Source organism: Kerstersia gyiorum (assembly GCF_004216755.1).
GTDB lineage: Bacteria > Pseudomonadota > Gammaproteobacteria > Burkholderiales > Burkholderiaceae_B > Kerstersia > Kerstersia gyiorum.
In genome coordinates this window covers 117292-143531 of sequence record NZ_SGWZ01000001.1, presented here as the reverse complement: position 1 = coordinate 143531, position 26240 = coordinate 117292, and the positions used below count along the sequence as shown (strand labels likewise).

At 63.6% G+C, this 26240-nt stretch carries 24 protein-coding genes and 1 tRNA gene; 13 read left to right on the top strand and 12 right to left on the bottom strand.

The annotated features are described in order from the left end of the window. Nucleotides 1-44 precede the first annotated feature (44 nt). The 3 genes from EV679_RS00660 to thpR form a co-directional block, all read right to left on the bottom strand. Entirely contained in the window at nucleotides 45-1418 is a 1374-nt protein-coding gene (locus tag EV679_RS00660) for a DEAD/DEAH box helicase (RefSeq protein ID WP_165389920.1), read from the bottom strand. Between the two features lie 308 nt (nucleotides 1419-1726). Beyond that, nucleotides 1727-2035: an acid-activated periplasmic chaperone HdeA gene (gene hdeA / locus EV679_RS00655; protein WP_068373023.1), complete on the bottom strand. Its 309-nt coding sequence runs from the start codon at nucleotides 2033-2035 to the stop codon at nucleotides 1727-1729. Nucleotides 2036-2252: 217 nt separating this feature from the next. After that, on the bottom strand, nucleotides 2253-2888 hold the full coding sequence (thpR, locus tag EV679_RS00650) for an RNA 2',3'-cyclic phosphodiesterase (RefSeq protein ID WP_130486301.1): 636 nt from the start codon (nucleotides 2886-2888) through the stop codon (nucleotides 2253-2255). Between the two features lie 83 nt (nucleotides 2889-2971). Between thpR and EV679_RS00645 the strand changes: the two genes are divergently transcribed. The 5 genes from EV679_RS00645 (at nucleotide 2972) to EV679_RS00625 (ending at nucleotide 5627) form a co-directional block, all read left to right on the top strand. Next, nucleotides 2972-3047, top strand: a tRNA-Phe gene (locus EV679_RS00645). 61 nt (nucleotides 3048-3108) lie between these two features. Continuing rightward, on the top strand, nucleotides 3109-3474 hold the full coding sequence (locus tag EV679_RS00640) for a YggL 50S ribosome-binding family protein (protein ID WP_068372917.1): 366 nt from the start codon (nucleotides 3109-3111) through the stop codon (nucleotides 3472-3474). 125 nt (nucleotides 3475-3599) lie between these two features. Beyond that, nucleotides 3600-4196, top strand: a complete 597-nt coding sequence (locus EV679_RS00635) for a TetR/AcrR family transcriptional regulator (protein WP_127772911.1) — start codon at nucleotides 3600-3602, stop codon at nucleotides 4194-4196. Next, nucleotides 4190-5200, top strand: coding sequence for a DMT family transporter (locus tag EV679_RS00630; RefSeq protein WP_130486300.1), 1011 nt, complete (start codon nucleotides 4190-4192; stop codon nucleotides 5198-5200). The genes EV679_RS00635 and EV679_RS00630 overlap by 7 nt, the downstream gene beginning before the upstream one ends. Nucleotides 5201-5288: 88 nt before the next feature. Then, complete coding sequence (locus EV679_RS00625; RefSeq protein ID WP_130486299.1) at nucleotides 5289-5627, top strand: tRNA-binding protein; 339 nt, start codon at nucleotides 5289-5291, stop codon at nucleotides 5625-5627. A 75-nt stretch (nucleotides 5628-5702) separates the two neighbouring features. Here EV679_RS00625 and EV679_RS00620 read toward each other — a convergent pair whose 3' ends face one another. Genes EV679_RS00620 through EV679_RS00600 form a run of 5 tightly spaced genes read right to left on the bottom strand, consistent with a single transcriptional unit; the run spans nucleotide 5703 to nucleotide 10587 of the window. After that, nucleotides 5703-6842 (bottom strand): diaminopropionate ammonia-lyase, encoded by a 1140-nt coding sequence (locus EV679_RS00620; protein WP_130486298.1) that lies wholly within the window; start codon nucleotides 6840-6842, stop codon nucleotides 5703-5705. Then, entirely contained in the window at nucleotides 6839-7606 is a 768-nt protein-coding gene (locus tag EV679_RS00615; RefSeq protein WP_068372904.1) for a LamB/YcsF family protein, read from the bottom strand. The genes EV679_RS00620 and EV679_RS00615 overlap by 4 nt, the downstream gene beginning before the upstream one ends. A 27-nt stretch (nucleotides 7607-7633) precedes the next feature. Further along, nucleotides 7634-9112: a tripartite tricarboxylate transporter permease gene (locus tag EV679_RS00610; RefSeq protein ID WP_130486297.1), complete on the bottom strand. Its 1479-nt coding sequence runs from the start codon at nucleotides 9110-9112 to the stop codon at nucleotides 7634-7636. A 15-nt stretch (nucleotides 9113-9127) separates the two neighbouring features. Next, the gene (locus EV679_RS00605; RefSeq protein ID WP_127772916.1) at nucleotides 9128-9646 is read right to left on the bottom strand and encodes a hypothetical protein; all 519 of its coding nucleotides are present in this window, start codon (nucleotides 9644-9646) and stop codon (nucleotides 9128-9130) included. Nucleotides 9647-9648: 2 nt separating this feature from the next. After that, the gene (locus EV679_RS00600) at nucleotides 9649-10587 is read right to left on the bottom strand and encodes a tripartite tricarboxylate transporter substrate binding protein (RefSeq protein WP_130486296.1); all 939 of its coding nucleotides are present in this window, start codon (nucleotides 10585-10587) and stop codon (nucleotides 9649-9651) included. Nucleotides 10588-10721: 134 nt separating this feature from the next. Between EV679_RS00600 and EV679_RS00595 the strand changes: the two genes are divergently transcribed. Continuing rightward, nucleotides 10722-11651: a LysR family transcriptional regulator gene (locus EV679_RS00595; RefSeq protein WP_165389919.1), complete on the top strand. Its 930-nt coding sequence runs from the start codon at nucleotides 10722-10724 to the stop codon at nucleotides 11649-11651. 23 nt (nucleotides 11652-11674) lie between these two features. On the opposite strand, the gene leuA is transcribed toward EV679_RS00595, so the two are convergent. After that, nucleotides 11675-13354: a 2-isopropylmalate synthase gene (gene leuA / locus EV679_RS00590; protein WP_130486294.1), complete on the bottom strand. Its 1680-nt coding sequence runs from the start codon at nucleotides 13352-13354 to the stop codon at nucleotides 11675-11677. Nucleotides 13355-13639: 285 nt separating this feature from the next. Here leuA and EV679_RS00585 point away from each other — a divergent pair, with 285 nt between their 5' ends. After that, a complete protein-coding gene (locus tag EV679_RS00585) occupies nucleotides 13640-14527 on the top strand; it encodes an AraC family transcriptional regulator (protein WP_130486293.1) in 888 nt (295 codons plus the stop codon). A 198-nt stretch (nucleotides 14528-14725) separates the two neighbouring features. Here the strand turns inward: EV679_RS00585 and tynA are convergent, their stop codons facing one another. The 3 genes from tynA to feaR form a co-directional block, all read right to left on the bottom strand. Continuing rightward, complete coding sequence (tynA, locus tag EV679_RS00580) at nucleotides 14726-17050, bottom strand: primary-amine oxidase (RefSeq protein WP_068372890.1); 2325 nt, start codon at nucleotides 17048-17050, stop codon at nucleotides 14726-14728. Between the two features lie 196 nt (nucleotides 17051-17246). After that, the gene (locus EV679_RS00575; RefSeq protein ID WP_068372882.1) at nucleotides 17247-18731 is read right to left on the bottom strand and encodes an aldehyde dehydrogenase family protein; all 1485 of its coding nucleotides are present in this window, start codon (nucleotides 18729-18731) and stop codon (nucleotides 17247-17249) included. A 155-nt stretch (nucleotides 18732-18886) separates the two neighbouring features. Next, nucleotides 18887-19831 carry a transcriptional regulator FeaR gene (feaR, locus tag EV679_RS00570; RefSeq protein ID WP_130486292.1) on the bottom strand — a complete coding sequence of 315 codons (945 nt, stop codon included), beginning with the start codon at nucleotides 19829-19831 and terminating at the stop codon, nucleotides 18887-18889. A 327-nt stretch (nucleotides 19832-20158) separates the two neighbouring features. Here feaR and EV679_RS00565 point away from each other — a divergent pair, with 327 nt between their 5' ends. The 6 genes from EV679_RS00565 (at nucleotide 20159) to hemA (ending at nucleotide 26204) form a co-directional block, all read left to right on the top strand. After that, nucleotides 20159-21058 (top strand): transporter, encoded by a 900-nt coding sequence (locus tag EV679_RS00565; protein ID WP_165389918.1) that lies wholly within the window; start codon nucleotides 20159-20161, stop codon nucleotides 21056-21058. Nucleotides 21059-21274: 216 nt separating this feature from the next. Next, nucleotides 21275-22174, top strand: coding sequence for an amino acid ABC transporter substrate-binding protein (locus EV679_RS00560; RefSeq protein ID WP_130486290.1), 900 nt, complete (start codon nucleotides 21275-21277; stop codon nucleotides 22172-22174). 151 nt (nucleotides 22175-22325) lie between these two features. After that, complete coding sequence (locus tag EV679_RS00555) at nucleotides 22326-23084, top strand: amino acid ABC transporter permease (RefSeq protein ID WP_068372870.1); 759 nt, start codon at nucleotides 22326-22328, stop codon at nucleotides 23082-23084. Between the two features lie 2 nt (nucleotides 23085-23086). Continuing rightward, nucleotides 23087-23752, top strand: coding sequence for an amino acid ABC transporter permease (locus EV679_RS00550; RefSeq protein ID WP_068372867.1), 666 nt, complete (start codon nucleotides 23087-23089; stop codon nucleotides 23750-23752). Nucleotides 23753-23770: 18 nt separating this feature from the next. Further along, nucleotides 23771-24508: an amino acid ABC transporter ATP-binding protein gene (locus tag EV679_RS00545; RefSeq protein WP_127772925.1), complete on the top strand. Its 738-nt coding sequence runs from the start codon at nucleotides 23771-23773 to the stop codon at nucleotides 24506-24508. Nucleotides 24509-24926: 418 nt separating this feature from the next. Then, nucleotides 24927-26204: a glutamyl-tRNA reductase gene (gene hemA, locus EV679_RS00540; RefSeq protein WP_130486289.1), complete on the top strand. Its 1278-nt coding sequence runs from the start codon at nucleotides 24927-24929 to the stop codon at nucleotides 26202-26204. Nucleotides 26205-26240 lie beyond the last annotated feature (36 nt).

Below are 26240 nucleotides of genomic sequence, written 5' to 3'. Positions count from 1 at the left end.
CGCGCGGAAAGAAAGCGGAATTGTAAGCGGTCGGCCTGCCGGGGTTAAGCCTTGCCGCCCCGGTCGTTGCCTGAGCGCCGCACACCCGAACTGCTGCGATTGCCGCCGCCGGAACGGGCATTGCCGCCAGGGCCTGCGCTGCGCGGACGGCTGTCGCCCGAGCGCTGGCCGGGCTGGCTGCGGCGCGGAGCCGGGCCGCCACGGCCGCGCCCCAGGCTATTGCGCAGATCGCGTTCTTCACGCGGGTCAGCCGGTTCGGTCACGGCCGGAGGGGTCCAGTCGGGAATGGGGAATTGCTCGATAGGGCGGCGGATCAGCTTTTCAATGGCTTTGAGCAGCTTGATTTCTTCCCCGTCCACCAGCGAAATCGCCGAACCTGCGGCACCAGCGCGGCCGGTGCGGCCGATGCGGTGGACGTAGTCTTCGGGGACGTTGGGCAGCTCGAAGTTGATGACCTGCGGCAGCTGGTCGATATCCAGGCCGCGTGCGGCGATATCGGTGGCAACCAGGACGGCGACCTGGCCGTTCTTGAAACCGTCCAGGGCGCGGGTGCGCGCCGACTGGCTCTTATTGCCGTGGATGGCGGCAGCCGACAGGCCGTCCTTGACCAGCTTTTCGGCCAGGCGGTTGGCGCCGTGCTTGGTGCGGGTGAAGACCAGCACCTGATGCCAGCCGTTGTTGCGGATCAGGTGGCTGACGGCATCGCGCTTGTGCGCCTGGGCGACCAGGTGCACGCTTTGGTCCACGCGCTCGGCAGTGGTATTGCGCGCGGCCACCGAGATTTCCGCCGGGTTAGCCAGGACGCCGCGCGCCAGGGTGCGGATTTCGTCGGAGAAGGTCGCGGAAAACAGCAGGTTCTGGCGCTTGGCGGGCAAGAGGGCCAGCACTTTGCGGATATCGCGGATGAAACCCATGTCCAGCATGCGGTCGGCTTCGTCGAGCACGAGGATTTCCACGCCGGACAGGTCGACGGTGCGTTGCGAGGCGTGGTCCAGCAGGCGGCCGGGTGTAGCCACCAGGATATCCAGGGGCTTCTTCAGCGCAGTGATCTGCGGGTTGATATTGACGCCGCCGAACATAACCATGGATTTCAGTTGCGTGTATTTGCCATAGGTCTTGACTGATTCCTCGACCTGGGCAGTGAGTTCGCGGGTCGGGGTGAGGATCAGGACGCGGGGGCGGCCGGGACGGCGTCCGCCGGACAGCGGGCGGTCCAGCAGCAGGTGCAGGATGGGCAGGGTAAAGCCGGCGGTCTTGCCTGTACCAGTCTGGGCGGCAGCCATCAGGTCACCACCCTGCAGTACCTGCGGGATGGCTTGCGCCTGGATGGGGGTAGGCTGACTGTAACCAACATCGGCGATGGCGCGCAGCAAGGGCTCCGCGAGGCCGAGGTCGGTAAAGGAAATGGGCTGAGACAAAAGAGACTCCGGCGCCAGCCAGTTGTTCCTGAGATCAACTCCAATCGGGGCGGGCGCAATGAACGGGAGGGAGAAACATCCATGCAGATATGGCGGCCAGTCAGGCCGGGGGCACGGATGGACACGGCATGCGGATTGGAACTGCGTGCGCGCGAAAGGAATGATTGTAGCGGACGCAGCGGCTATGGTCAGACTTTAAGATGCCGGTCACTGCGCCAGTGCTGTCGTGTGACAGACGCTGGCTGGCACCAGGGCGCCGCTAGATGACGCACTGGTGCCGGGCTGGCGAGGCCAGCCTGGGAGGGAAATCAGTTTGCGGTCTTGCCTTGAGCCTGAACCAGCGCGTCGCGCAGGGCGATTTGCGGGTTTTCGTTGCAGACCTGTAGCAGCTGGGGCTGCAGCTTGGCGATGCCGGCGGTATCCAGCACGGCTTCTTCGACCTTGCCGTCGTGGTTGACGGCAGCGGCAAAGCCGACCGCGACCGGGCGATAGCTTTCGTCCAGCGAGACGTAGTCGCTACAGAGCCAGAGCGCGACGGGCTTTTCTGCGTTGGCCTGGCTGGCGAACGGCAGGACGGCGGCGCTAGCGAGAGCGATCATGCATGCGGTTTTCTTCATTTCAGACTCCGAAGTGGCTAGATTGAGATGTTCGTTTTGCTCCATCACTGCAACGCCGGCAAGCATGGAGCGCGGCTACCGGCGATAACGGTGGTGCTGGTCGCGGCGGATGTGTCGCGGCGACCGTATCTGCGTCCAGCTTATGAGTATTGTCTGAAAAATCGAGGATAAATATGCTCAAAAATTGTTTGTAAATGAAACCTTATTGGTGAAATGGTTATATCGGTTGCTGCGCCACGATCCGGTAATGCGGTGTTGCTCCGGTGTGGTCCTCTGCCTGCGCGCCTGAGGTCCTCGGGGTTCGTACGGTACCGGCATGCAGGCTGGTGTATAACGCCAGCGCAGTGAAGCGGGCGGCTGGCAGGGCGATGTTGATGGCTGAGTCATCTGTTTGGGCGACGGCTCGTCGGCGGTAGCGTCCCAGCGTGATGTGCGGCTGGAAGGGCCGGGCTTCGACGGGCAGGCCGAGCTTGCGCAACAGGGCATGCGTATCTGTCAGCAAGGCCTGCAGCACAGGCGGATATTCATAACGTGCCACTGCCACCCTGGGGGCCGCAGGCTGTGGCCAGCTGGCACGGCCCAGCCCGAGCAGGGGCGGCAGGCTGCGTGCCAGTCGTGGCAAGGCCTGTATCAGCGCCTGCCCCTGGGCCGGCGTGATTGCGCCCAGGAAAGCCAGGGTCAGGTGCAGGTCGGCGGGGGCGACGGGCTGGACGGCGTCAGGCAGGCGGAGCTGCACCAGCGCGGCACAGGTGGGGGCATCGGGCGCCAGCGCGAGGAAACAACGGCGCCAGACCAAGGCTGCATCATCTTCCGGCAGAGGGGCTGGCGCACTGGTGGCAGGGGGCAAAGGCATGGTGTCGGTTCCGGGCTTGGAAAAACTATTGGACAATCTAAAAAAAACAGTGCTAGAATGCAATTCTTGCTCAAGCAAGCGTTGGCCTGGTAGCTCAGTTGGTAGAGCAGCGGATTGAAAATCCGCGTGTCGGTGGTTCGATTCCGCCCCAGGCCACCAAAGAATTCAGGTTCTACCGCATCAAAATACTGAAAATCCCCGTATCATCGGGGATTTTTTTATGTCTGCTTCCTATTTCTCTTCCAACGCCCCGACGGGCAAGCGGCTGCGCCGCCTCAATGCCCGCCAGCGTAAAAAGCTGCACGTGGGCGAATTCCAGCAATTCATTTTCGAAGTCCGTGCTTCATTCTCCGCGAATGACGGCAGCGATGCGCTGCTGGATGCATTGATCGAAATGATCGAATCGCGCGATCTGTTCTTCGGCGGCAGTGTCGGACGAGGTGTACTGGATGGCGTGGTTTCCGCGCGTGCCGGTTCTCCCTCCGAGGACGACAGGCAAGCCGTGTTGCAGTGGCTGCAACAGCGCGGTGATGTCACGCAGGTAACGGTGGGTGAACTGGCCGATGCCTGGTACGGCTGGCATTGATGCCTTGAACCACGGGTAGGGCCAGGCTGTGGCTGCCCGGAACGCGGGACCGCAAGGATTCCGCGTTTTTTTAACGGCTAAAAGTAGGTATACTGGTCTAACTACTTTTTCATGCAGGTGATTCCATGGCTGCTACCCGCCGGGATGGCAAGGCGCGCATCAGCGCCCACGACAGGCTGCTGGGCGCTGCCGCAGTATTGTTCTACCGCGACGGTATCGCGGGTACGGGCATAGATGCCATCGTGAAGCAAGCCGGCGTCGCGAAGAAGAGCCTGTACAACAACTTCAGTTCCAAGGCCGAACTGGTGGCGGCATATCTGCAGGCCCGGCACGAGGAATGGCTGGCGCTGTATGCGGCGCGCTTGCAGCAGGCCAGGGGCCCGGCAGCGCGGACACTGGCCGTGTTCGATGCCTATGTCGACCATGCCGAGTTTGCCTATGAGCGCGGCTTCCGGGGCTGCGGCCAGTGGAATGCCGCTGCGGAGTTGCCGGTGGAAGATGCAAGCCGGCAAGCGATCCGGGCCTACAAGGAAGAAGTGGAAGCCCTGCTTGCCCGGCATCTCACCGAGCATCTGTCAGGCGACGCCGAACGCGCGGCGCCGCTGGCCAGGCACTTGGCCTTCTTGCTGGAAGGGGCTGTGGCACGGGCGGGCCTTGAAGGCAGCAGCCAGTGCCTGCACCAGGCCCGGCAGATGGCGGCCAGCTTGCTGGAGCAATGGTGAGCACGCGCCCGCACGCGCCCACGGCCTCCATTTCGCCTGCGGATCGGCCGGTCCCGCTGGCGGGCCGCGCGGCGCCGGGCAGGGAATACCTGCTGGGGGTGTCGGCCATCCTGTTTGCCTGCATCCTGTGGGCGACGACGGGCGTATCCGCCACTTTCGCGCCGGAAGTCGGCGCTGCGGCGATAGGGGCTGCGGCCATGGGCATAGGTGGCCTGTTGCAGGCGCTGATTGCCGTGCGATCCATCCTGCGTAACCTCGGCGCCTTGCGCCTGCAGTGGCCCTGGTTGCTGATGGGCGCCATTGCCGTGGCGGTTTATCCGCTGGCTTTCTACGCGTCCATGCGCCTGGCCGGCGTGACGATAGGCACGGTGGTTTCCCTGGGCTCGGCGCCCTTGCTCTCGGCGGTGATTGAAATGGTGCTGGATGGCACGCGCGTCAGCATGCGTTGGGCCTGCGGTGCCGTGCTGGGGCTTTTGGGCATGGTGCTGCTGAGCCTGGCCGAAGGCAGTGGCGTCAGTGCCGTACTGGCGCCTGACGTCACCACTGGCGTATGGCTGGGACTGCTGGCGGGTCTGAGCTATGCCCTGTATTCCTGGGCCGCCCGGCGCCTGATGCAGTGTGGCATTCCGGCACGGGCGGCGATGGGCGCGGTATTCGGCGGGGGCGGGCTGCTGCTGATGCCGGTGCTGTTCGCTACCGGCGCCCCATTCCTGGCGTCCTGGAACAACGCGGCCGTAGGCATCTACATGGCCCTGGTGCCCATGTTCCTGGGCTATGTGTGTTTTGGCTACGGCCTGGCGCGCGTGCAGGCCAGCACGGCTACTACGGTGACCTTGCTGGAGCCGGTGTTTGCCGCAGGCCTGGCCGCCGTGGTGATCGGGGAGCGCCTGCCCGCGCTGGGCTGGCTGGGGGTCGCGTTGATTCTTGCGTGCCTGGTCTGCATTACCTGGCCAGGGCGGGCCAGGGCGCGGGTGCCGGCGGCCATGTCGGTACCGGCTGGCTGAGCGCAACAGTTTTTGCTGCGGCAGGGTATGCCGGTAGTTGAGTGTTCAAAGGCTGTGTCGTTTTATCAATCTGGAGCAGAAATCAATCATGGCAACCATTTCGTGGGATGACTTCACCAAGGTCGAATTGCGCGTCGGGCGAATTGTCCAGGCCGAAGTGTTCGCGCAGGCGCGCAAGCCGGCCTTCAAGCTGCAGGTGGATTTTGGTCCGGAGATCGGCCTGCGCAAGTCCAGCGCGCAGATCACCGATCTGTATACGCCGGAATCCCTGGTGGGCAAGCTGGTGGTTGCCGTCGTCAATTTCCCGCCTAAGCAGATCGGTCCGCTGATGTCTGAATGCCTGGTGACGGGCTTCCATGATGAAAATGGTGCGGTGGCCCTGTGCGTGCCCGACCGGCCCGTGCCGTTGGGCGCGAGCCTCTGCTGAGGCCGGAGGGCAAGATGGACGGCAGCGTTGGCTGCCGTCCCGGCAAGCCGGTACGACGTCCAGGGGGCCTGGCTGTCAGCCCTCCTGCAGGATATCGCGATAGGCCTGCGGGTCGGTGTCGTTCTCTGTATTGATGAGTAGTACCCGGCTGTGCTGGTTCAGGGCCAGTGCCTGTTGCAGGATAGGCGTAGCCAGCACGGTTTGCAGCCCGGCCAGCCCGGCAGCGCCCGATGCGCCGGATACGATGGCAGGGTCGCCTTGCGACGGGCGGGCAAAGCGGCGCACCGCATGTTTGATGGCGGCATCGTCCAGTGCCAGCATCATGTCGCTGCCCTGGCAGATGATTTCCAGAACGGCCCTCGATGGCTCGCCGCAGGCCAGTCCGGCCGAGATGGTATCAAAAGGCCCGGGCGTGTTGCGGTATTCGCCGCCGGCACGGGCGCTGGCCATCAGGCAGGCCGCGCTGCGCGGTTCGACCAGGATGTAGCGCATGCCGGCGTCAGGCCAGCAGCGCTCCAGGCTCGCCATCAGTGCGGCCGCCATGCCGCCCACGCCGCCTTGCAGGAACACGTGGGTGGGTGCCTGAGGCAGTTGCGCCTGCAGTTCCTGGGCCAGCACGCTGTAGCCGGCCATCACCCATTTCGGAATGTCTTCATAGCCTTCCCAGGTCGTGTCGGAAATGATTTGCCAACCATTCTGCGCCGCAACCTGGGCGCAGGCACGGACGGCATCGTCATAGTCGCCGGGTACGCGGATGATGCGCGCGCCGTATTGGGCGATGGCTGCTTCACGCGCGGGACTGACACCTGCGTGCAGGAAGATCACGCAGTCGACGCCCGCGCGTTGCGCGCCCCAGGCCACTGAACGCCCATGGTTGCCTTCGGTGGCGCAGGTCACCGTCATCCGTCCGGGTTGCTGCGCCGTGGCCAATGCCACGGCGTAGGCGCCGCCCAGCGCCTTGAAGCTGCCCAGGCCGAAGCGCGGCCCTTCATCCTTGCAGAGGATGGCAGCGAGGCCGGCTGCCGCCGCCATGGCAGGCAGGCCCAGGAGCGGCGTGGCCCGGTACTGTTCCCACCGGGTGATGTGGGCTTGCGCTTGCGCGCAGAGACTGGCGGGTAGCGTGCGTTCGATGGCAGAGCGGAAAGCCGTGTTGTCGCGTGTCTGGCGCCAGATGGCGTCGATGTACAGGGTGTGCGGGAAGTCGGGACGGTTCATTGGATCAGCTCCGGCAGGGACACGACGCGAATGTCTGCGGCTTCCAGCGCCTGGCGGACGGCACGTGCCACCGGTACGGCAGTCGGTTCGTCGCCGTGGATGCAGAAGGTGTGGACTTCGCAGGGAATGCGCTTGCCCGAGGTCGAAAAAATGGCGCGCTCCTCCAGGATGCGCATGACATGCGCAACGGCTTCTTCCGGGTCTTTGATGACGGAATTATCCAGCTCGCGCGACAGCATCTTGCCGTTGTCGTCATAGCGCCGGTCCACATAGGATTCATGCGCGACCCGCAGGCCCAGGCGTGCAGCCGCCCGCGTCATCTGCGAGCCGGCATTGGCGACGTAGATCAGGTCCGGGTCGGCCGCCTTGATGCCCCGGCCGATGGCCATGGCATAGTCCTCGATGTCGTGCGCCATGTTGTTCAGCGCGCCATGCGGCTTCACGTGTGTGACCCTGACGTTCTGGGCCCGGGCCAGGGCTTGCAGCGCGCCGATCTGGTAGGTGATCAGATACTCGAGGTCTTGCGGGTTCATGCGTATCTGGCGGCGGCCAAAACCCCAGAGGTCATTGAAGCCTGGATGGGCGCCGACGGAGACACCGTTCTCTTGCGCCAGGCGGACCGTGCGCATCATGATGGACGGGTCGCCCGCGTGCATGCCGCAGGCGACATTGGCAGAGCCGATCAGGCGCATCAGTTCGGGGTCTGCGCCGATGGTGTATTTACCGTAGCTTTCGCCGATATCGGCGTTGAGGTTGATTTTCATGTGAGGCTCTCTTGTTGAAGGAGGGTTTCAGGAAGGCTTGCGCAGGAAGGACACCAGTGCGATCAGCGATACCACGACGATGCCCAGGGCCACCGGGTGCTGCAGCAGCGCCTGTGGGTCGCCATTGGTGATGATCAGGCTCTGGCGCAGCGACAGTTCAAACAGCGGTCCCACGACAAAGCCGATCAGGAAGGTGATGCGGGAGAAATCGAAGCGGTGCATCAGGTAGCCCAGGACGCCGCAGCCGAACATCAGCTGCACCGAGAACATGGAGCGTGTTTCCAGGTAGGAACCCAGCATGCACAGCATGATGACGATGGGAATGATGATGCGGACCGGCACACGTGTGAGCTGGGCGAAGCCGACCAGCCCCAGGCGGCCGACCAGCAGCATGAGCAGGCTGGCGACCAGCATCGAACCGTAAATGCCGTAGATGAGCTGGCCATGCTCTTCGAACATGCGCGGCCCGGGCACGACGCCGTGGATCATGAAAGCGGCGATCAACACTGCTGCCGACACGCTGCCGGGAATGCCCAGCGCAAAGAGCGGCACCAGGCTGGCGGGCGTCACCACGTTGTCGGCGGTTTCGGCAGCCGCCACGCCCTTGATTTCCCCTTTGCCGTAACAGTCGTCGGGCTTGGCCGTGCGCTTGGCCAGGCCATAGGCGAGGAAGGAAGCGACGGTCGGCCCCAGGCCGGGAATAATGCCCACGACAATGCCGACGCCACTGGATTGCATGATCGTGGGCAGGACGCGGCGGAACTCGGGCCAGCTGAGCCCGCGGTCGCGCTTGCTGGGCTGTTCGGTGAATTCGCTGCGCTCTTCGCCGTAGAGCAGCAGGCGTTCGGCCTGGATGAACATTTCCGTCATGGCCAGCATGCCTACCGTGACGGCCAGCAGGGGAACGCCGTCCATCAGTTCTACGTGATCGAAGGTCATGCGTGGCATGGCCGTTTCCGCATCCATGCCGACGCAGGCCAGCAGGATGCCGCAAAGTCCGGCGATCAGTCCGCGGATGGCCGAGGTGCCGGCCAGTGCGGCGATGAAAGTCAGCGCCAGGAACATGATGGCGGTCATTTCGACCGGGCCGACACGCAGCGCAAAGCGTGCCAGCGGCAGGGCGATGGCGATCAGCAGCAGGGTGCCGACCAGGTCGCCGATGACCGAGCCGTACAGGGCGACCTTCAGGGCTTTTTCACCCTTGCCGGCCTTGGTCAGTGGATATCCGTCCAGGCAGGTGGGGGCGGAGCTGGGTTCACCCGGCGTATTGAGCAGTATTGCCGTGGTCGCGCCGCCCGCGCCGCTGGCCTTGGCGATGCCAATGAGGAAGGCGACGGCCGCCAGCGGCGACATGTAATAGCTCAGCGGAACAGCTACCGCCAGGGCGGCGGGGCGGTTCAGCCCGGGCAGCACGCCGACGGCGTAGCCCAGCAGGATGCCGAGAAAAACAAACAGGATGACGGAGGGGGAAAGGGCGTCGGTCAGGCCGTTGAGTGCCATATCCATGATGGTCTCCTTGCCTCAGGCTGCGACAAAGTGGAACAGGGCCGCGATGAAGAGCGCAGGCAGCAGGCAATAGAGCCAGCGGCGTTCGCCCAGCAGGCGCATCAGGGTCGGGATCAGGAACAGCGCTCCGGCCGCCAGGCTGGCGTAGCTGACAATCAGCACGCCGACGACGCACAGCGCCATGACGCTGGTGACTGGCCGCCAGGGCAGGCGGGCCAGCAGCAGCGCCGGCGCATCGCGGCGCAGAGACAGCAGAAAGCCGGCAGCGCAGAGCACCGCCATGCCCAAGGCCGCCGCCTTGGGCAACAGCGCGGGCGATAGCCCCAGCGCATCGGCAGCCGGAATTTGCGCCGGAATGAAGCCGAAGGCCAGCCAGAGGGATATGGCGGCCAGGGCCGCCATATCCCAGGCGGGCGCCGCGCGGCGTGTTTCCAGGGGGGCGTCAGCCTCGGCGCCCGCCGCAGGCGTGGGCGGCGTGGCGTGCGTGGCGGCGTCAGGAAGGTCGTGTGGAAGGGGGTGTTGCGCGCTGGTCATGCTCAGTCTCCGCTGGTGGCATCTATCAGTTGCCGGTAACCGGCAATATGCGCGTCCACGGTTTGCTCCAGCGCCGCGCCGCTCAGCACGACCGGATCAACGCTGCGGCGTTTGAGCAGCGCCAGCACATTCGGGTCGCGGCCTGCCGCATCGAAGGCGGCGGTGAGTTTGGCCTGAATGTCAGCGGGCAGCCCCTTGGGCGCGACAAACATCACCAGATTGACGCTGGAAACGTCATAGCCCTGTTCCTTGAGCGTAGGGACGTCCGGCAGGCCGCTGATGCGTTCATCCGCCAGGGCGGCCAGGACGACGACATCGCCGTTTTCCGCCTGCGGGTAATAGGCGCCGGAGCTATAGCCCAGATCCAGGTGGCCGCCCATGACTTGCGTGACGACTTCCGCACCGCTGCGGGTCGGTACCGGCTTCAGGTTGACGCCGTCCTGTTTGGCGATATAGCGCGTCAGCATCTTGTCGAGTGCGGTATTGGACGCGACCGTCAATTGGCCTGCCGAGCGTGCGGCGTCAGTGGCATCCTTGATGGTTGTCCAGCCTTTGCCGGGCAGGGCGATGTACGCCTCGGGGAACTGGCCGATTGCGGCCACATAAGAGAAATCGTCGGCGCTATAGCCCAGTTTGGCAATCAGCGGATCCAGGGTGATGGTGGTGGAGGTAGTGGCGACCAGGTTGTAACCGTCGGGCTTCTGGCGCGACAGTGCCGTGGCGGCAACCGCGCCGCCGGCGCCAGGCTTGTTTTCGATGACCAGCGGCTGGCCAAGTTCGCGGCTGACGACTTCTGCCACCGCACGTGCCACGATGTCGGTCGTGCCGCCGGCGCCGAAGCCGACGGTGACAATGATGGGTTTTTCGGGCCAGTCGGCGCGCGCGGCGCCATGGGCAAGCAGGACAAGGGTGGCAAAAGATGCAAGCACGGCTTTTTTCATGTCTCTCTCCGGGTGGAAAACTGCTGTTATGTGTGCGGCATGCCTGGTCACTATAGGTAGGCGCCAACCCGGAGTCCAATGCAAATTCAACGTGTTAATTTATGCATTTCGTGCATAAGCAAGGGGCTGGCGCCATGTTGAATTTGCGTACCGTGCAGTTGTTCATCGCCGTGGCGGAACGCCTGAGCGTGTCGCGTGCGGCGACGGCCATGCATATCAGCCAGTCGGCCTTGTCACGCCAGATCCAGGGGTTGGAAGAAGACCTGGGTGTGCGGCTGTTCGAGCGCATCGGCAAGCGCCTGGCGCTGACGGCCGAAGGAGAGGACCTGCTACCGAAGATGAGCCAGCTGTTGCAGCAAGCCAATGGGCTGTCCGACCGCATTCACCGCCTGCACAATGGCGAGGCAGGTTATCTCAGCCTGGGGGCGACGCCGCAGACCATCGAGGCGCTGCTGGCGCCCGTGCTGCGCGCGCTGCGCCGTAATCACAGCGGTATAGAAATCCACCTGGTTGAAGGGCCCAATGAACGTCTGCTGGATTATGTGGAAAGTGGCACGGTGCATGCCGCCATCGCCTGGGCGCCGCACGAGCAGAAATTCGAGCGCCTGGACCTGTTCAAGGCCAGGTTGTACGCCGTCCTGCCGCCTGGGCACGCAGCAGAAGGAGCGCAAGAACTGGATCTGACGCAGCTGGGCGATGGCCCCATCCTGTCTTTGCGGCGCGGCTTCATGACGCGCAGTATGTTCGACCAGGCCTGCGAGGATGCCGGTCTGCGCCTGAACCGCATTACCGAGAGTGCAAGCACGCAGACGCTCTGGGCGCTGGCGCGTTCCGGCATGGGGGTGGCAGTGGTGTCGTCCAGCGCGGTCAGCCAGTGGCACCACAAGGATGTGGTGCCCTTGACGCTCAATGGACACTGGGTGGAAGAAGTCGTATCGGCGGTGCGCAATGTGGAGCGCTACCAGCCGCTGGCCTTGCAGGCCTTCCAGGCCGAATTGCGCAACTTCCTGCGCGATAGCCCGGAAGGCAGCCGGTTCCGGCAGTTTGCCACTACCCTGCTGTAGTGCAGAGCGGTGGGCAAGGCGCTTCAGATTGCGGCCGGCTGTTCCTGTGCCAGCCGGTTGTAGGCGCTGATGACGGCGAGAACGCAGGCCGTGGCAATGTTTTCATGGATGCCGACCCCGAAGCGGCTGCCAGTCACTGCGGGATGCGCCATTTCGATGATCGCGACCGATTGCGCCTGGGCACCTGAGCCCAGGCTGCGCTGTTCGTAGGCGTCGACGCGCAGTCCGGCGTTCAGCGCGTTGACGGCCGCAGCGATGGGGCCGTTGCCCTGGCCGATGATTTCATTGGCCTGGGTATCGTCGCCGGGCGGCACCAGGCGCAACCGGATCTGATGACCCTCGGCGACATCGACCAGGGAATGTGACTGGTAGCGGTGGCGGCCAGGCTGCCACGGCATGAGATAGGTCTGGCGGAACAGGTCCCAGATCGCTTCGCTGCTGATCTCCGTTTCGCTGCTATCGGCATGGCGTTGCACGATGGCGCTGAATTCCACCTGCATGCGGCGGGGCATGGAAATGCCATGGTCGCGTTCCAGCAGGTAGGCAATGCCGCCCTTGCCGGACTGGCTGTTGACGCGCACGATGCTGTCGTAGGTACGGCCCAGGTCCTTGGGGTCTATCGGCAGGTAGGGCACGCGCCAGATGCTGTCAGGCTGCTGGGCCGCAAAGCCTTTGGCGATGGCATCCTGGTGCGACCCCGAGAAGGCGGTGAACACGAGGTCGCCGGCATAGGGATGGCGTGGATGGATGGGCAGCGACGTGCATTCCTCCGCGACGCGGGCGACGGCGGCGATATCGGAGAAATCCAGGCCGGGGTGGACGCCCTGTGTGTAGAGGTTGAGCGCCAGCGTGACGATATCCACGTTGCCGCTGCGTTCGCCATTGCCGAACAGGCAGCCTTCCACGCGCTGGGCGCCCGCCAGCAGCGCCTGTTCTGCGCAGGCCACGCCGGTGCCGCGGTCATTGTGCGGGTGCACCGACAGCACGATGTGTTCGCGCCGGTGCAGGCGTCGGTCCATCCATTCGATCTGGTCGGCAAAGACATTGGGTGTGGAGACTTCCACGGTGGTGGGCAGGTTGATGATCATGGGCCGGTCGCGGCCCGCGTCCCAGGCAGCAATGGCGGCGTTGCAGACGGCCAGCGATACGTCCAGCTCAGCCATGCAGAAAGTTTCCGGAGAGTACTGCAACACCCATTCGGTTTCCGGATGCTGAGCAGTCAGGCTCTTCAAGAGCGCGATGTGCTTTTCCACCATGGCGATGATTTCGGGCACGCTCAAGCCGAACACCAGCTCGCGCCATGCCGGGGCGATGGCGTTGTAGAAATGCACGATCACGCGCGGCGCGCCGCGTACGCTTTCCACGGTGCGGCGGATCAGGTCTTCGCGCAGTTGCGTCATGACCATGGGGGTGACATCGGCGGGAATCTGCTGCTCGTCGATGAGGCTGCGCACGATGTCGTAGTCGGTTTGCGAGGCAGCCGGGAAGCCGACTTCGATTTCCTTGAAGCCCAGGCGCACCAGCTCCTGGAACAGGCGCAGCTTGCGCTGCCGGTTCATGGGTTCGAACAGCGCCTGGTTGCCGTCGCGCAGATCCGTGGAGAGCCAGACGGGCGCTTGCGTGATGACACGCGATGGCCACTGCCGGTTGGGCAGGTTGATCGGGGGGAAAGCCTGGTACTTGGTATGAGGGTGCTGCAGCATGAGGAGTCTCCGGAAATTCTGGCTGGACTGATTCCCCTTGCTTGGCTGGGCCAAGTTGCGGCGCGGTCGGGGTCAGGGGGAATCAGTGCAGGTCTGGGCGCACGCAGGCGTGCTCAGACCCCGACGCAGGGTCAGGGCTAGCAGCGGCAGGGGTAGCGACATAAAGCCAGACATGGTTTTTCCGTTGATGGCGATGCTGCCGGTGCGCCAGGGCATAGCAGCTCATTGCAGGACAGTGTATGCTCGGTCAGGCTGTCTTTCTTTATCCAAAAAGACAATTCATATATGAAAAAGGACAATGCATCACTGCCTGCTGAACCCCTTTCCAGGCTGACAGGCGCGCTGCGGGCAAGCGCTGCCGGCCTGACTTTCAGCGAGCCTCAGCCGGACCCCTGCCTGGAGGCGGGGCGGGCGCAGCTCGGGCCCGGTGCGGTCTTGATGACTGGCGTGGCGATGGATTACCCGGCTGGGTATGCCACCTCCTGGCACGCACACGAGTGTTGCCAGTTGTTGTATGCGGTGCAGGGCGTGATGGTGGTGCAGGCGGTCACGGGCCGCTGGATCGTGCCGCCGACAACGGCGGTATGGTTGCGGCCAGGTATTCGTCATCGGCTGTCCATGCAGGGCCAGGCCAAGGTGCGCAGCGTCTTCGTGCCGGCAGAGGCGGCGCATGGCCTGCCGGAGCAGGATGGCGTGCTGCATGTGTCGCCGTTGTTGCGTGAGTTGATCGCGCAGGCGGCCTTGCTGGGACGGGATCTCTGTGCACAGCGGCGGGGCCGCCTGCTGGCGGAGTTGCTGTTGGAAGAATTGCGCGGCCAGCGGGAGTTGCCATTCCACCTGCCATGGCCGGAAGACGCGCGCATGGCGGCGGTCTGCGAAGCCGTGCTGGCGGACCCCTCCGATGGCCGTGATGCCGGGGATTGGGCGCAGGTGCTGGCCATGAGCAGCAAGACTTTTCAGCGCCATTTTCTCAAGAGCGCCGGCCTGGGCTTTGGGCGCTGGCGTCAGCAGGCGCGCATGCTGGCGGCACTGGACGCCCTGTTGCAGGAGATGCCCATCCTGCAGGTGGCGCTCCAGGTGGGCTATGAAAGCCAGAGCGCCTTTACCCTGGCGTTCAGGCAGACCTTCGGCGTGGCACCGGCACGTTTCCGCGAGATGCTGCGTGCCGCGTGAGCGTGCCATATCGTGGTGGCGTTGTTCTGGGACTCAGTTCAGCGGGGGCGTTTTTTCTTGGGGCGGCCCGGCGGCAAAAAAATGCCCCCTGGGCCGGAGAATCCAGCTGCGGGGGCCAAGTTCACGGAGATATCCCTGGAGGGGGATGAGGGAGCCCGTTACGTGTCACGCACGCGACGGGCGATAGGGCGGTGTGCCTCAATGGCGGTGTGGCTTGTCTTCCTTTGCGGGGGCCGGTGCCAGCAGGTCCAGCGTCGGGGTTTCATCGAAGAAGTTCCAAGGCTTGAGCAGCACGTTGACCCACTCGGTCGGCATGATGGGCCATTCCTCGGCGCGTGCGACGTGCGTGGTGCCGGTTGTCAGCCATACGACGTTGTCGGTATTGACGATGTTCTCGTCATCTGCGGTGAACTGGCCCAGGCCGGTGTCCTTGTCGGAGCGGTTGGGGTACTTGCCTTCGGGGAAGAATTCCTCGGGCTTGTACTTGGTGACCCACAGTTGCTTGTCCATGAAGTGCAGGCGGTTGTAGATCCATTCGTCGGCGCCGAAGTTCGCGCCCTTGGCCACCGGGTGGGTGCCGCCGGCATAGGGGATGAGCTGGTAGGAAACCGGATTGCCCATGCGGTTGAGCTTGTTGGTGTTGCTCAGCAGGCGGATCGTGCCGGGGTCGAACTTCTGCGCAGCCTGCTGCTCGCTGGTGACGGTGCGGGTTTCGGTCTGCATCGTGCTGGTGCGCGGGCCGCCACGGGTATTGGGGGCGACGACCGGGTCGATTTCGGTCAGCGTATTGTTTTCGCCGTCCACATCCATGTCGAGGCGGAAGTTGTAGATGTGCTGGTGCGTGGTGCCGACGATGTTGTGGTCGATCAGCGTGCCATAGCGGGTATCTTCCTTGGCGGTCGGGTCCTGCATGGTGCGTGCCTGCACGCCCTTGACGGCCTCGATGCCGGTGGCGCCGGCGTTGATGCCGATGGTGCCGTTCTGCGAGAACACCCAGTCGAAGATGTAGTCGTAGTTGCCGACGGTGCTGATCCAGCGCACTACCAGTTCGCGGCGCTCGGTGCTGACGTTGGGCTGGCCCATTTCCTGGTGCTTGTATTCCGGGCCCGCATAGCGTTCGAACACGGCAATGGCGTTGGGGACGACGGTTGGTTCGCCGGTGTAGTCGGCCAGCGTGGCGTCGAGGAGCACGGCGTTCTGTGGCACGTCCTTGCCGCGTTCGATGGGCGAGGTCAGCGTGCCCATGCCGTACTCGCCGGAATCCAGGTAGGCCTTGAAGTACCAGCCCACGTCCGGGTCGCCGTAGGGCACGATCATGCCGCCCAGAGAACCTTCATACATCACTTTGCGCTTGGTGCCCTTATCGTTGTAGGTCACGGTGGAGAGCATCAGGCCGACGCGCGAATCCAGGCGGAAGTGGAATTCCCAGTTCTGCCAGCGCAGCGTATTGCCCGCGATGGAGTAGTTCTTGCCTTCGGGTTCCAGGATTTCCAGCGGTTTGACGGGCGGGCGGTTGGTACGGTCGCGGCCGTCATAGGAACGGGCCGTCATGGGGATGGGAATGACGCCTTCGTCTTCCAGCTTGATCACGGCCTTCTTTTCCAGGTCGACCACGGCTACCAGGTTCTCGATGGGGTGGGCCCAGTAGTTGCCGTCGCCGACGTCCAGGTAGCTGACGACCTTCAGCAGGCGGTCTTCCTGCTTGAGCTGGTCCTTGCCATCGAAGTAACCCACCGTCAGCGGCGTGGCAATGGCCTTGGAAACGTCGTTGATGCCGCGCTTGGCCAGCGCTGCCGCGTATTCGGGGCTGTTCTCGATGGCCTTCTGCACGGTTGCAAAATCGTCCAGCAGCACCATGCCGTGCGCACCTTCGACTTCCTTCCAGCCGTGCACTTCCTTCAGCACGTAATCCACCGTGCCTTCATACAGTGTCTTGCCATCGAGGATGGTGAAGGCCGCATGGCGGTTGTAGCTGACGGGCTTGCCTTCCAGTACGAAATCCCAGACCTGATCCTTGGGTGGCGTTTTCAGCGTGATCTCGGTAAAGCGCATGCCGGGCTTGAGGTGGCCGCTGGCCTTGAGCACTTCCACGGCCGTGTTGATTTCATCGGCGGTCAGCGGATTGAGCGGGCTGGGCGTTTCCTCGATGATGAACGTTTTGTCCAGGCCGGACTGGAAAACGTCATTGATGAATTCTTCGGAGACCATGGCCTGGCCATTCTTGATCGTCACGGGGACGCTCAGTTCCAGCGGCGTGCCGTTGACGAGGATGGTGTGTGAACCGGGCTTGGCGCGCACCATGGTGCTGTTGCGCTGGATGTCGTAGACACCGGCATAGTTGTCCCAGCGCACGGTGGCGCCGAAATCCTTGAGCGTTTGCTCCAGCGGCACCATCTTGGCCGGTGCGCCGTGGGCCAGCGCCTGGCCGGCGGGCGCCAGCAGCGCGGCGGAACTCAGTGCCAGCGCCAGCACGCTGCGCCGAAAAGTGGAGGCCTGCCGCGGCGGCTTGTTCGTTGTAGTCATGGTCGTTCCTCTCGTTTTCTCTTTTTATGAATCAACAGCGTACCGGCCCCGGGCGGGGCCAGCGGGCAAGGCTGCGGCGAACACCGGCTCTGCGGCGGGCATTTCGCCGTCCTGGCGCCCGGGAACCCCGGACGCCGCCAGGACGGTGCTGCTGCATCCCGGTCATGGCGGGAGACGGCAGCACTGTGAGACGGCTTCAGTGCGCGATGCAGACGGACTTGATTTCGGTGCAGCCTTCAACGGCATGGCGTCCGAATTCGCGGCCGATGCCGGATTGCTTGTAGCCGCCGAAGGGCATGCTCGGATCCAGCAGCACGTGGGTATTGACCCAGACCGTACCGGCCTCGATGCGCGGGATCAGGTTCATGGCGCGGCTGATGTCGCTGGTCCAGAGGCTGGCGCCCAGGCCGTAGTGGCTGTCGTTGGCCAGTTGCACGGCTTCTTCATCGGTGTCGAAGGTCAGGACGGACAGCACCGGGCCGAAGATTTCCTCGCGGGCGACCTTCATGTCCTGCGACACGCCGGACAGGATGGTGGGCTGCACGAAGAAGCCAGGCGCTTCCACCGGTTTGCCGCCAGCGGCCAGCTTGGCGCCTTCCTGACGGGCGGATTCGATATAGCCTTCGATGGCTTGCTGCTGGCGGCGCGATACCACCGGGTTGACTTGCGCGCCGGGGTCCAGGCCGGGCCCCAGGGTGAGGGTGGACACGGCGGCCGACAGTGCGTTGACGAATTCATCATGGCGCGATTTGTGCACATAGATGCGCGAGGCGGCAGCGCAGACCTGGCCCTGGTTCAGCAGGCCACCCAGCATGACGCCTTGCACGGCCTTGCCGATGTCGGCATCGCCGAACACCATCATGGGGTTCTTGCCGCCCAGTTCCAGCGTGAAGCGTGCCATGTGTTCCACGGCAGCATGGCCGACCAGCTTGCCGGTCTGGGTAGAGCCGGTGAAGGAAACCTTGGCGATGAGCGGATGCGACACCAGCGCCTGGCCGGTCGCGCCCGCGCCGGTCACGACGTTGAAGACGCCCGGCGGTACGCCCGCTTCCAGCGCCAGTTCCGCCAGGCGCAGCGCCGACAGCGGGGTTTCCGGGGACGGCTTGATGACGACGCTGCAACCTGCGGCCAGCGCGGGCATGACTTTCCAGGCGGCAATCATCAGGGGGAAGTTCCAGGGCACGATGCCGGCCACGACACCGACCGGTTCGCGGCGGGTGTAGCCGGTATAGCGTGTGCCCGGCGGCATGGCGATGGACAGGTCCAGAGATTCGCCATGCAGTTTGGTGGCCCAACCGGCCATGTAGCGCATGAATTCCGTCGTGGCGCCGGTATCCAGCGCACGCGACAGGTTGATGGATTTGCCCTGGTTGATGGTTTCGATCTGCGCCAGTTCTTCAGCATGGGCTTCGACCAGCGCGGTGAAGGCCAGCAGGATGCGTTCGCGGTCTGCCGGACGCAGGCCGCTCCAGCGGCCATCGCGCAAGGCGGTATGGGCGCTGCGCACGGCCTGGTCCACGGTGTCTGCATCGCTGTCGCCGGCTGTGGCGATGGTTTCGCCGTTTGCGGGGTTGTAGACCGGCAGGGTACGGCTGGCCGCGATGGCCTTGCCTTCGATAAAGCTGCCGTGCGGGCGGGCCAGGAATGCCTGTACGGCAGCCAGCAGTTCGACTTGCGCCATGATCTTTGTCTCCATGAAATTTATTCTGCACACGGGCTCGGGCCGGTGCTATGGGACTGATATTAGGAACAATGGCGCGTGCGGGATTTGCTGTGCCTGCCTAGTTTATGTGTCAGGCTGCCAGCGTGGGGCGGCGGGTCGGGGGGGGATGGCGATCAGTCGGCGAGGACGTTGCCGGTATGCTGGCGCCGGTATTCGCCCGGCGAGATGCCAAAGCGTGCCTTGAAGGCAGTGGAAAAATGGCTGGAATCGGAGAAACCCCAGGTATAGCCAACCGCGGCGAGCTTTTGCGGGCAGTTCATGCTGCGCAGGGTTTCAGCGCATAGGTCCAGGCGTCGGTTGCGTATGTACTGCGCCACGACCAGCCCCTGCGTGGCGAACAGGCGGTACAGGCCGCGCACGGAAATGCCTATGCATTGCGCGATGCTTTCCGGTGTGAGTTCCTCGGCGTCAATATGGTCGTCGATGAAGTCCAGGGCGCGTTGCAGCCGGTCGTTGCCACCCTGGCGCGGGCTTTCGGTATTGCCGATGGCAGGCCGCAGCAGGTGCACGACGGCATCAAGCGCCGCCTCCCCTTCGGTGCGGCTCAGACCCGAACTGGTCTGGCGCAGCGTGGCCAGAATCAGGTGGCGTGCCAGGCCTGCCGCTGAAGTCGATGCAGGGACGCGCTGGGCGCAATGCACGCGGATGGCACGCAGATTGCGCTCGATGGCCAGGCGCGGCAGGATCAGCGACACCTGGCGCGAGGCGGCGATGTACTTCACGCTGAAGGGATGCGCGGCATCGACCAGCGTAATGTCGCCCGGGGACAGCACGGTTTCCGTATCGCTTTGCGCAATGCCGCAGCGGCCGCGCAATTGCAGTACGGCGAAAAACTTGCTGCTGTCGTCTTCCTGGACTTCTTCGGGGGTGCGGTATAGATGCGTGCCATCGCTGGCTTCCACCATGCTGGCGCGCACGGCGCTGCTTTCATAGGCTTTCAGGCCGCCGGAAAAATCGCCGGATTGAACGTCCGCACGGAAGCGTCCGCACGTCTGGTTGATGGCGGAAATCCAGGCGTCGAATGCCCGGTCGGGAGCGGAGTGTCTGACAGAAGGCATGCCTGTCCAAACCTTTTCTTGCGGTGGCGGAGCGTCTGAAAGCGTGGGAAGCGTTGACGGGGCCGCGGCCCACCGCGTAGGCGAGGCGGCGTAAGGGATGCTGCAATCAAAGCACGAAGCGTCTGGCGATTCATTTAGGGTTTACCCAATAAAGGCGTCCGGGTTAACCCTGGCGTCGGCTGGCACCAGCGCTGGCTTGTCACGCCGGAACATGAATCTGGCACGTTCGTTCTATACCGAAAAAAGAAAATTAGAGGTTAATGAATAGGTGCGCGCCGCCGATTATCTGGCGCTCTTCACAACAACGAAAACATGGAGCACCGCATCATGACTGAACGCAACACTTCGCCTGTCCATCATTGCCTGTCCCGCGCCTTCAGCCAGCGTCTGGCGGGTGCCTTGCTGGCCGTGCCGGCAGTCTGCCTGCTGGCAGGCGCAGCCCAGGCTGCCGGCACGCCCGACCCCGGCGATTACGTGCCGGCACCAGCCGGTGCAACGGTATTCGCCGTCTATGCCCAGCATCTGAAGTCGGACAAGGTCTATGAAAATGGCCACAAGGTCGAAGACGGCCTGGGCCTGCGGCTGGACATCGGCGTGGCGCGCCTGATGCATTATGTGGATGTGGGCGGGAAGACCATGGATTTCGAGATCATCCTGCCCTATGCGCGCCAGCGCATCCGCTCCATGGACTATCGCGAGAGCGGGCTGGGCAACCTGCAGCTGGGCACGACCTACTGGATGCTGGAAGACAATGAGGCCGGCCGCTACGCAGCCTGGGCGGCATATCTGACCTTGCCGACGGGTTCGCACCGCAAGGACGGTTTCGCCATCAGCGAGGATCGCTACGCGCTGGACCTCGAAGCTGCCTACCTGACGCCACTGGGCGGCCGCTGGTCGCTGGACCTCATCGGCCAGGTCGAGGCCTATACCCACGATGATGCCACCGATGTGCATCGCCGCCCCATGGCACGCGCTTTCGCCCACCTGAGCTACCACTGGTCGGAACAGACCCGGCTGGCCTTCAGCGTGCGCCAGAGCTGGGGTTCGCGTGAAACGCTTTACGGTGAAAAGGTGCTGGGTTCCAAGAACGATACCAACCTGATGCTGACCTGGGCGCATCAATTTACTGACAACTTCCAGCTGCAGCTGCAGTATGCTGATGACGTGCATGTGCGCAATGGCAGCCCGGTGAGGGCGTTGCAGGCACGTACGGTGTTTGTGTTCTGAAGCCTGCGCCTGCGGGCGCCAGGAGCGGCGGTTTGCCGGTGCCTGGCGCTGGGGCAGGCACGGCGATTGATAAGAATTGTGAGAAAAGCGGCGTCTTAGTAGTTTCCTGGGTGGGCAATATTGCCGGTTTGCCTTAACAATGTTGCTAGAATGGGTATGGCTGTAAACATATGTCTATATCCGTCAGTTGATGCAGTTTTGTTTCAAGGAGATGGTATGAAGAAGCATATTCTGGCCGCAGCGATCCTCGCGCTGGCAGCAGGCAGTGCCATGGCTCAGGCGAACGACACGCTCGCCAAGATCCGCGACAGCGGCGCCGTGACACTGGGCGTGCGCGAGTCTTCCGGCCTGGGCTATACCCTGGGCAATGGCAAGTACGTCGGCTTCCACACGGAAATGGCCGAGAACATCATCGAGGATCTGCGCAAGGATCTCGGCCTCGAGAAGATCGAGATCAAGTACCAGCCCATTACCTCCCAGAACCGCATTCCGCTGATCCAGAACGGCAGCGTCGATTTCGAGTGCGGCTCCACCACCAATAACCGCGCCCGCCAGAAGGACGTGGATTTCGCCCACACCACCTACGTGGAAGAAGTCCGCATGGCGACCAAGGCCGACTCCGGCATCAACTCGGTGGCTGATCTCAACGGCAAGAACGTCGCCGTGACCACCGGTACCACGTCGGTGCAGACACTGCGCCGCAACAAGCGCGCCGAAGGCATCAACTTCAAGGAAGTGATGGGCAAGGACCACGCCGACAGTTTCCTGCTGCTGGAAACCGGCCGTGCCGACGTGTTCGTGATGGACGGCTCCATCCTGGCGGCCAACATCTCCAAGTCGCGCAACCCGGCGGATTACAAGATCGTCGGCGAAGTGCTGTCGGTCGAGCCGATCGCCTGCATGCTGCGCAAGGACGACGACAACTTCAAGGCGGCGATCAACAAGAGCATCGAGCGCCAGATCAGCGACGGTACGCTGGCCGGACTGTGGGACAAATGGTTCCTGCAGCCCACGCCGCCTGCGGGCGCTGTGGTTGGCCTGCCGCTGTCCGACGCGACCAAGAAGGCTTGGGAGAACCCGAACGACAAGCCCATGGAAGACTACGTGATCGAGTAAGCCCCGCAGTTGCGTAGTAGTGCATGTTGATCTTTTTGAAATACAGGCGCCCCTGCAGCAGGACTGAGGGGCGCCTTTTTGCTGTAATTTCCCACGCTCGTGCCTGGCAATTGCCACGGTGTCGGGCGACCAAGGTTGCAAAGGGGACGGTATGAGTTGGGATTGGCAGGTTTTCTGCCAGGACAACCTGGACCAGCGGGTGGTCGAGGGTTGTTTTGGCTCGGGGGGTGATGTCACCTACCTGGATTGGATGCTTTCTGCCTGGGGCTGGACGATTTCGGTGTCGCTGTCGGCGCTGGTATTGGCGCTGGTGCTGGGCTTTCTGGTGGGAACGATACGTACGCTGCCCAACAGCCGCGTCTGGGCCCGGCTGGGCAACGCCTGGGTCGAACTGTTCCGCAATATCCCCTTGCTGGTGCAGATTTTCCTCTGGTACCACGTGGTGCCTACGTTGTTTCCCGTCATGCGCAATGTCTCCGGCTTCGTGCTGGTGGTCTGTGCGCTGGGCGTTTTCACCTCGGCGCGTATCGCCGAGCAGGTGCGCGCCGGCATCCAGTCGCTGCCGCGCGGGCAGCGCTATGCCGGCCTGGCGCTGGGTTTCACGACCTTCCAGTCCTACCGCTACGTGCTGTTGCCGATGGCGTTTCGCATCATCATTCCGCCGCTCACCAGCGAGTCCATGAACATCGTGAAGAACTCGTCGGTGGCATTCGCAGTGTCGATTGCCGAACTGACCATGTTCGCCATGCAGGCGCAGGAAGAAACCTCGCGCGGTGTCGAGATCTATCTGGGCGTGACCCTGCTCTACATCATCACGGCTTTTGCCATCAACCGCGTCATGACCTTCATCGAGACGCGCCTGGCCATCCCGGGCTTCATCGCCAGCGGCGGCAACACGGGAGGGCACTGAGCATGAGTCTCGACTTCGGTTTCTATAACTGGACGCTGATCAGTGATTACGTCCTCAAAGGCTTCTACTTCAGCGTCTGGCTGACGGTCGTGGCAACGCTGGGCGGTATCGCGCTGGGTACGGTGCTGGCCTTGATGCGGCTCTCGGGCAAGCGCTGGCTGGTGCTGCCGGCGGCCATCTACGTCAATGGCATGCGCAGCATTCCGCTGGTCATGGTCATCCTGTGGTTCTTCCTGCTGGTGCCGCTCATCGTCGGCTTCCCGGTGGGGGCGGGCACCTCGGCCGTAGTGACTTTCGTGGCATTCGAGGCGGCCTATTTCAGCGAGATCATGCGTGCTGGCATCCAGGCCATTTCCCGGGGGCAGGTCCATGCCGGCCAGGCGCTGGGCATGACCTACGGCCAGAACATCCGCATCGTGGTGCTGCCGCAGGCCCTGCGCAACATGTTGCCGGTGCTGCTGACGCAGACCATCATCCTGTTCCAGGACACTTCGCTGGTGTATGCCATCGGCGCCTATGACATGCTCAAGGGTTTCGAAACGGCCGGTAAGAACTTCGGCCGCCCCATAGAAGCCTACATTGCAGCGGCCGTGGCCTACTTCATTATCTGCTATGCGCTGTCTTGGATCGTCAAGCAACTGCATCGCAAGATCGCCATCATTCGTTAGTCAGAAGGGAAGCACAAGATGATTGAAATGAAGAATGTCTCGAAATGGTATGGCGAAGTCCAGGTGCTGACCGATTGCTCAACGAAGATAGAAAAAGGGGAAGTCGTGGTGGTGGCAGGGCCGTCGGGCTCGGGCAAATCCACCTTGATCAAGACCATCAACGCGCTGGAACCATTCCAGCAGGGCGAAATCTGGGTCGATGGCGTTCCGGTGCACGACCGCAAGACCAACTTGCCCAAGCTGCGCAGCCGGGTGGGCATGGTGTTCCAGCATTTCGAGCTGTTTCCCCATCTGTCGGTAACGGAAAACCTGACGGTGGCGCAGATGAAGGTGCTGGGCCGCAGCAAGGACGAAGCCCACAAGCATGGCCTGAAATACCTGGACCGGGTTGGCCTGCTGGCGCACAAGGACAAATACCCCGGCCAGCTTTCCGGTGGCCAGCAACAACGCGTGGCGATCGCCCGCGCCTTGAGCATGGACCCTATCGTCATGCTGTTCGACGAGCCGACCTCCGCGCTGGACCCGGAAATGGTGGGAGAGGTGCTGGATGTCATGGTCGGCCTGGCGCATGACGGCATGACCATGATGTGCGTCACCCACGAAATGGGATTCGCGCGCAAGGTCAGCAGCCGGGTGATCTTTATGGACGTGGGCGGCAAGATACTGGAAGACTGCCCCACCGACGAATTCTTCGGCAACCCTGATGCGCGTCAGCCGCGGACCAAGGATTTCCTGCACAAGATCCTGGCGCATTGAGGCAGGTCCGGCGCTTTGCAACAGGCCCGGCAGCAACGCTGCCGGGCCTGTTGCCGTCTACGCCGTTCACCGGTTCCGTCGTCTCTTGACTCTGAGATCTGTCGCTGTCCGGCACTGTATGGTGGCCTGGAGGGCGACCCGACTGTGCCGTGTGGGCCGCCGGGTGTTGTTTCTGCGCAGGTGCGCTGTATCCATACCGGAAACCGCGCCAGCCGTGCTTGAACGCCAGAGGCAGGCAGCAGGGCCTGAATCCCGGGGGAGCATGTGCGGTGCGGCAGCGGCATGATGCGCAACCGCTTGTGGATAAGTGCGCTATAATCGCAGGGAAAGGTTATATAACTCAATGGCTTGCGAATGATATTCACTCTCCTGGCAGCACCGGGAGGCTTATCAGCAGGTCTTGCGCACTGCACTGACCATGTCCGTCGAAGTCCTCGCACTCGGTTTGAATCACAGCACGGCACCGCTGGCGGTGCGCGAGCGTGTGTCGCTGTCGGAAGAAATCATCCGGCCGGCGATCGCCTGTCTGCGCAGCGCGTTCGGCAAGGGCGTGCGCGAGGCCGCCATTCTGTCTACCTGTAATCGTACCGAGATCTACTGTGCCGCCGAGCGTGGCGCCGCGGCCGAGCTGCCCGTCTGGCTGGCCAGCTACCAGCAGCTGGATCCGAACGAACTCTATCCTTATCTGTACCGCCACGATGGCGATGCCGCCGTGCGCCATGCTTTCCGGGTCGCCAGCGGCCTGGATTCCATGGTGCTGGGCGAACCGCAGATCCTGGGCCAGATCAAGAGCGCGGTGCGTGCTGCGGGCGAAGTCGGTGGCCTGGGCGTGACGCTTAACCAGTTGTTCCAGCGTACCTTCGCTGTGGCCAAGGAAGTGCGCACGCAGACGGAAATCGGTGCGCATTCCGTGTCCATGGCGGCGGCCGCCGTGCGCCTGGCGGAACGTGTCTTCGGCGATCTGTCCAAGACGCGCATGCTGTTTATCGGCGCCGGCGAAATGATCGAATTGTGCGCCACGCATTTCGCGGCGCGCCAACCGGCCGGCATGATGGTCGCCAATCGCACGCTGGAACGCGCCGAACACCTGGCCGGGCGCTTTGCCGCATCGACCATGAAACTCTCCGAGCTGTCCAACCGCCTGGCGGAATTCGATGTGGTGGTGTCCTGTACGGCCAGCTCCCTGCCCCTGCTGGGGCTGGGCATGGTCGAGCGCGCGGTGCGCATGCGCCGCCATCGCCCGATGGTGATGGTTGACCTGGCCGTGCCGCGCGATATCGAGCAGGAAGTGGGGCGCCTGGACGACGTCTATCTGTATTCCGTCGATGACCTGGGGCGTCTGGTGCAGCATGCCAGCGATGCCCGCCGTGCCGCAGTCATGCAGGCCGAGGCCATCATCGACGCGCGGGTGCACAACTTCATGCACTGGCTCTCTTCGCGCGCGGTGGTGCCGGCCATCCGCGACCTGCACGATGCTGCCGATGTCTTGCGCCAGCAGGAGCTGGAACGCGCCCGCCGGGCCCTGGCCCGGGGTGAAGCGCCGGAAGCCGTGCTTGAGCAGCTGGCCCATGGCCTGACCCAGAAGTATCTGCACGGCCCCATGGCCGCGCTCAATCAAAGTCCGCAGGACGAACGCGAGCAGCTCATGCACTGGCTGCCGCGCCTCTTCCCTTCCGCCCGCGACCGCCGCCGTTAGCGGCGCCCTCATCGCCATTGCCGATTGCCGGATACA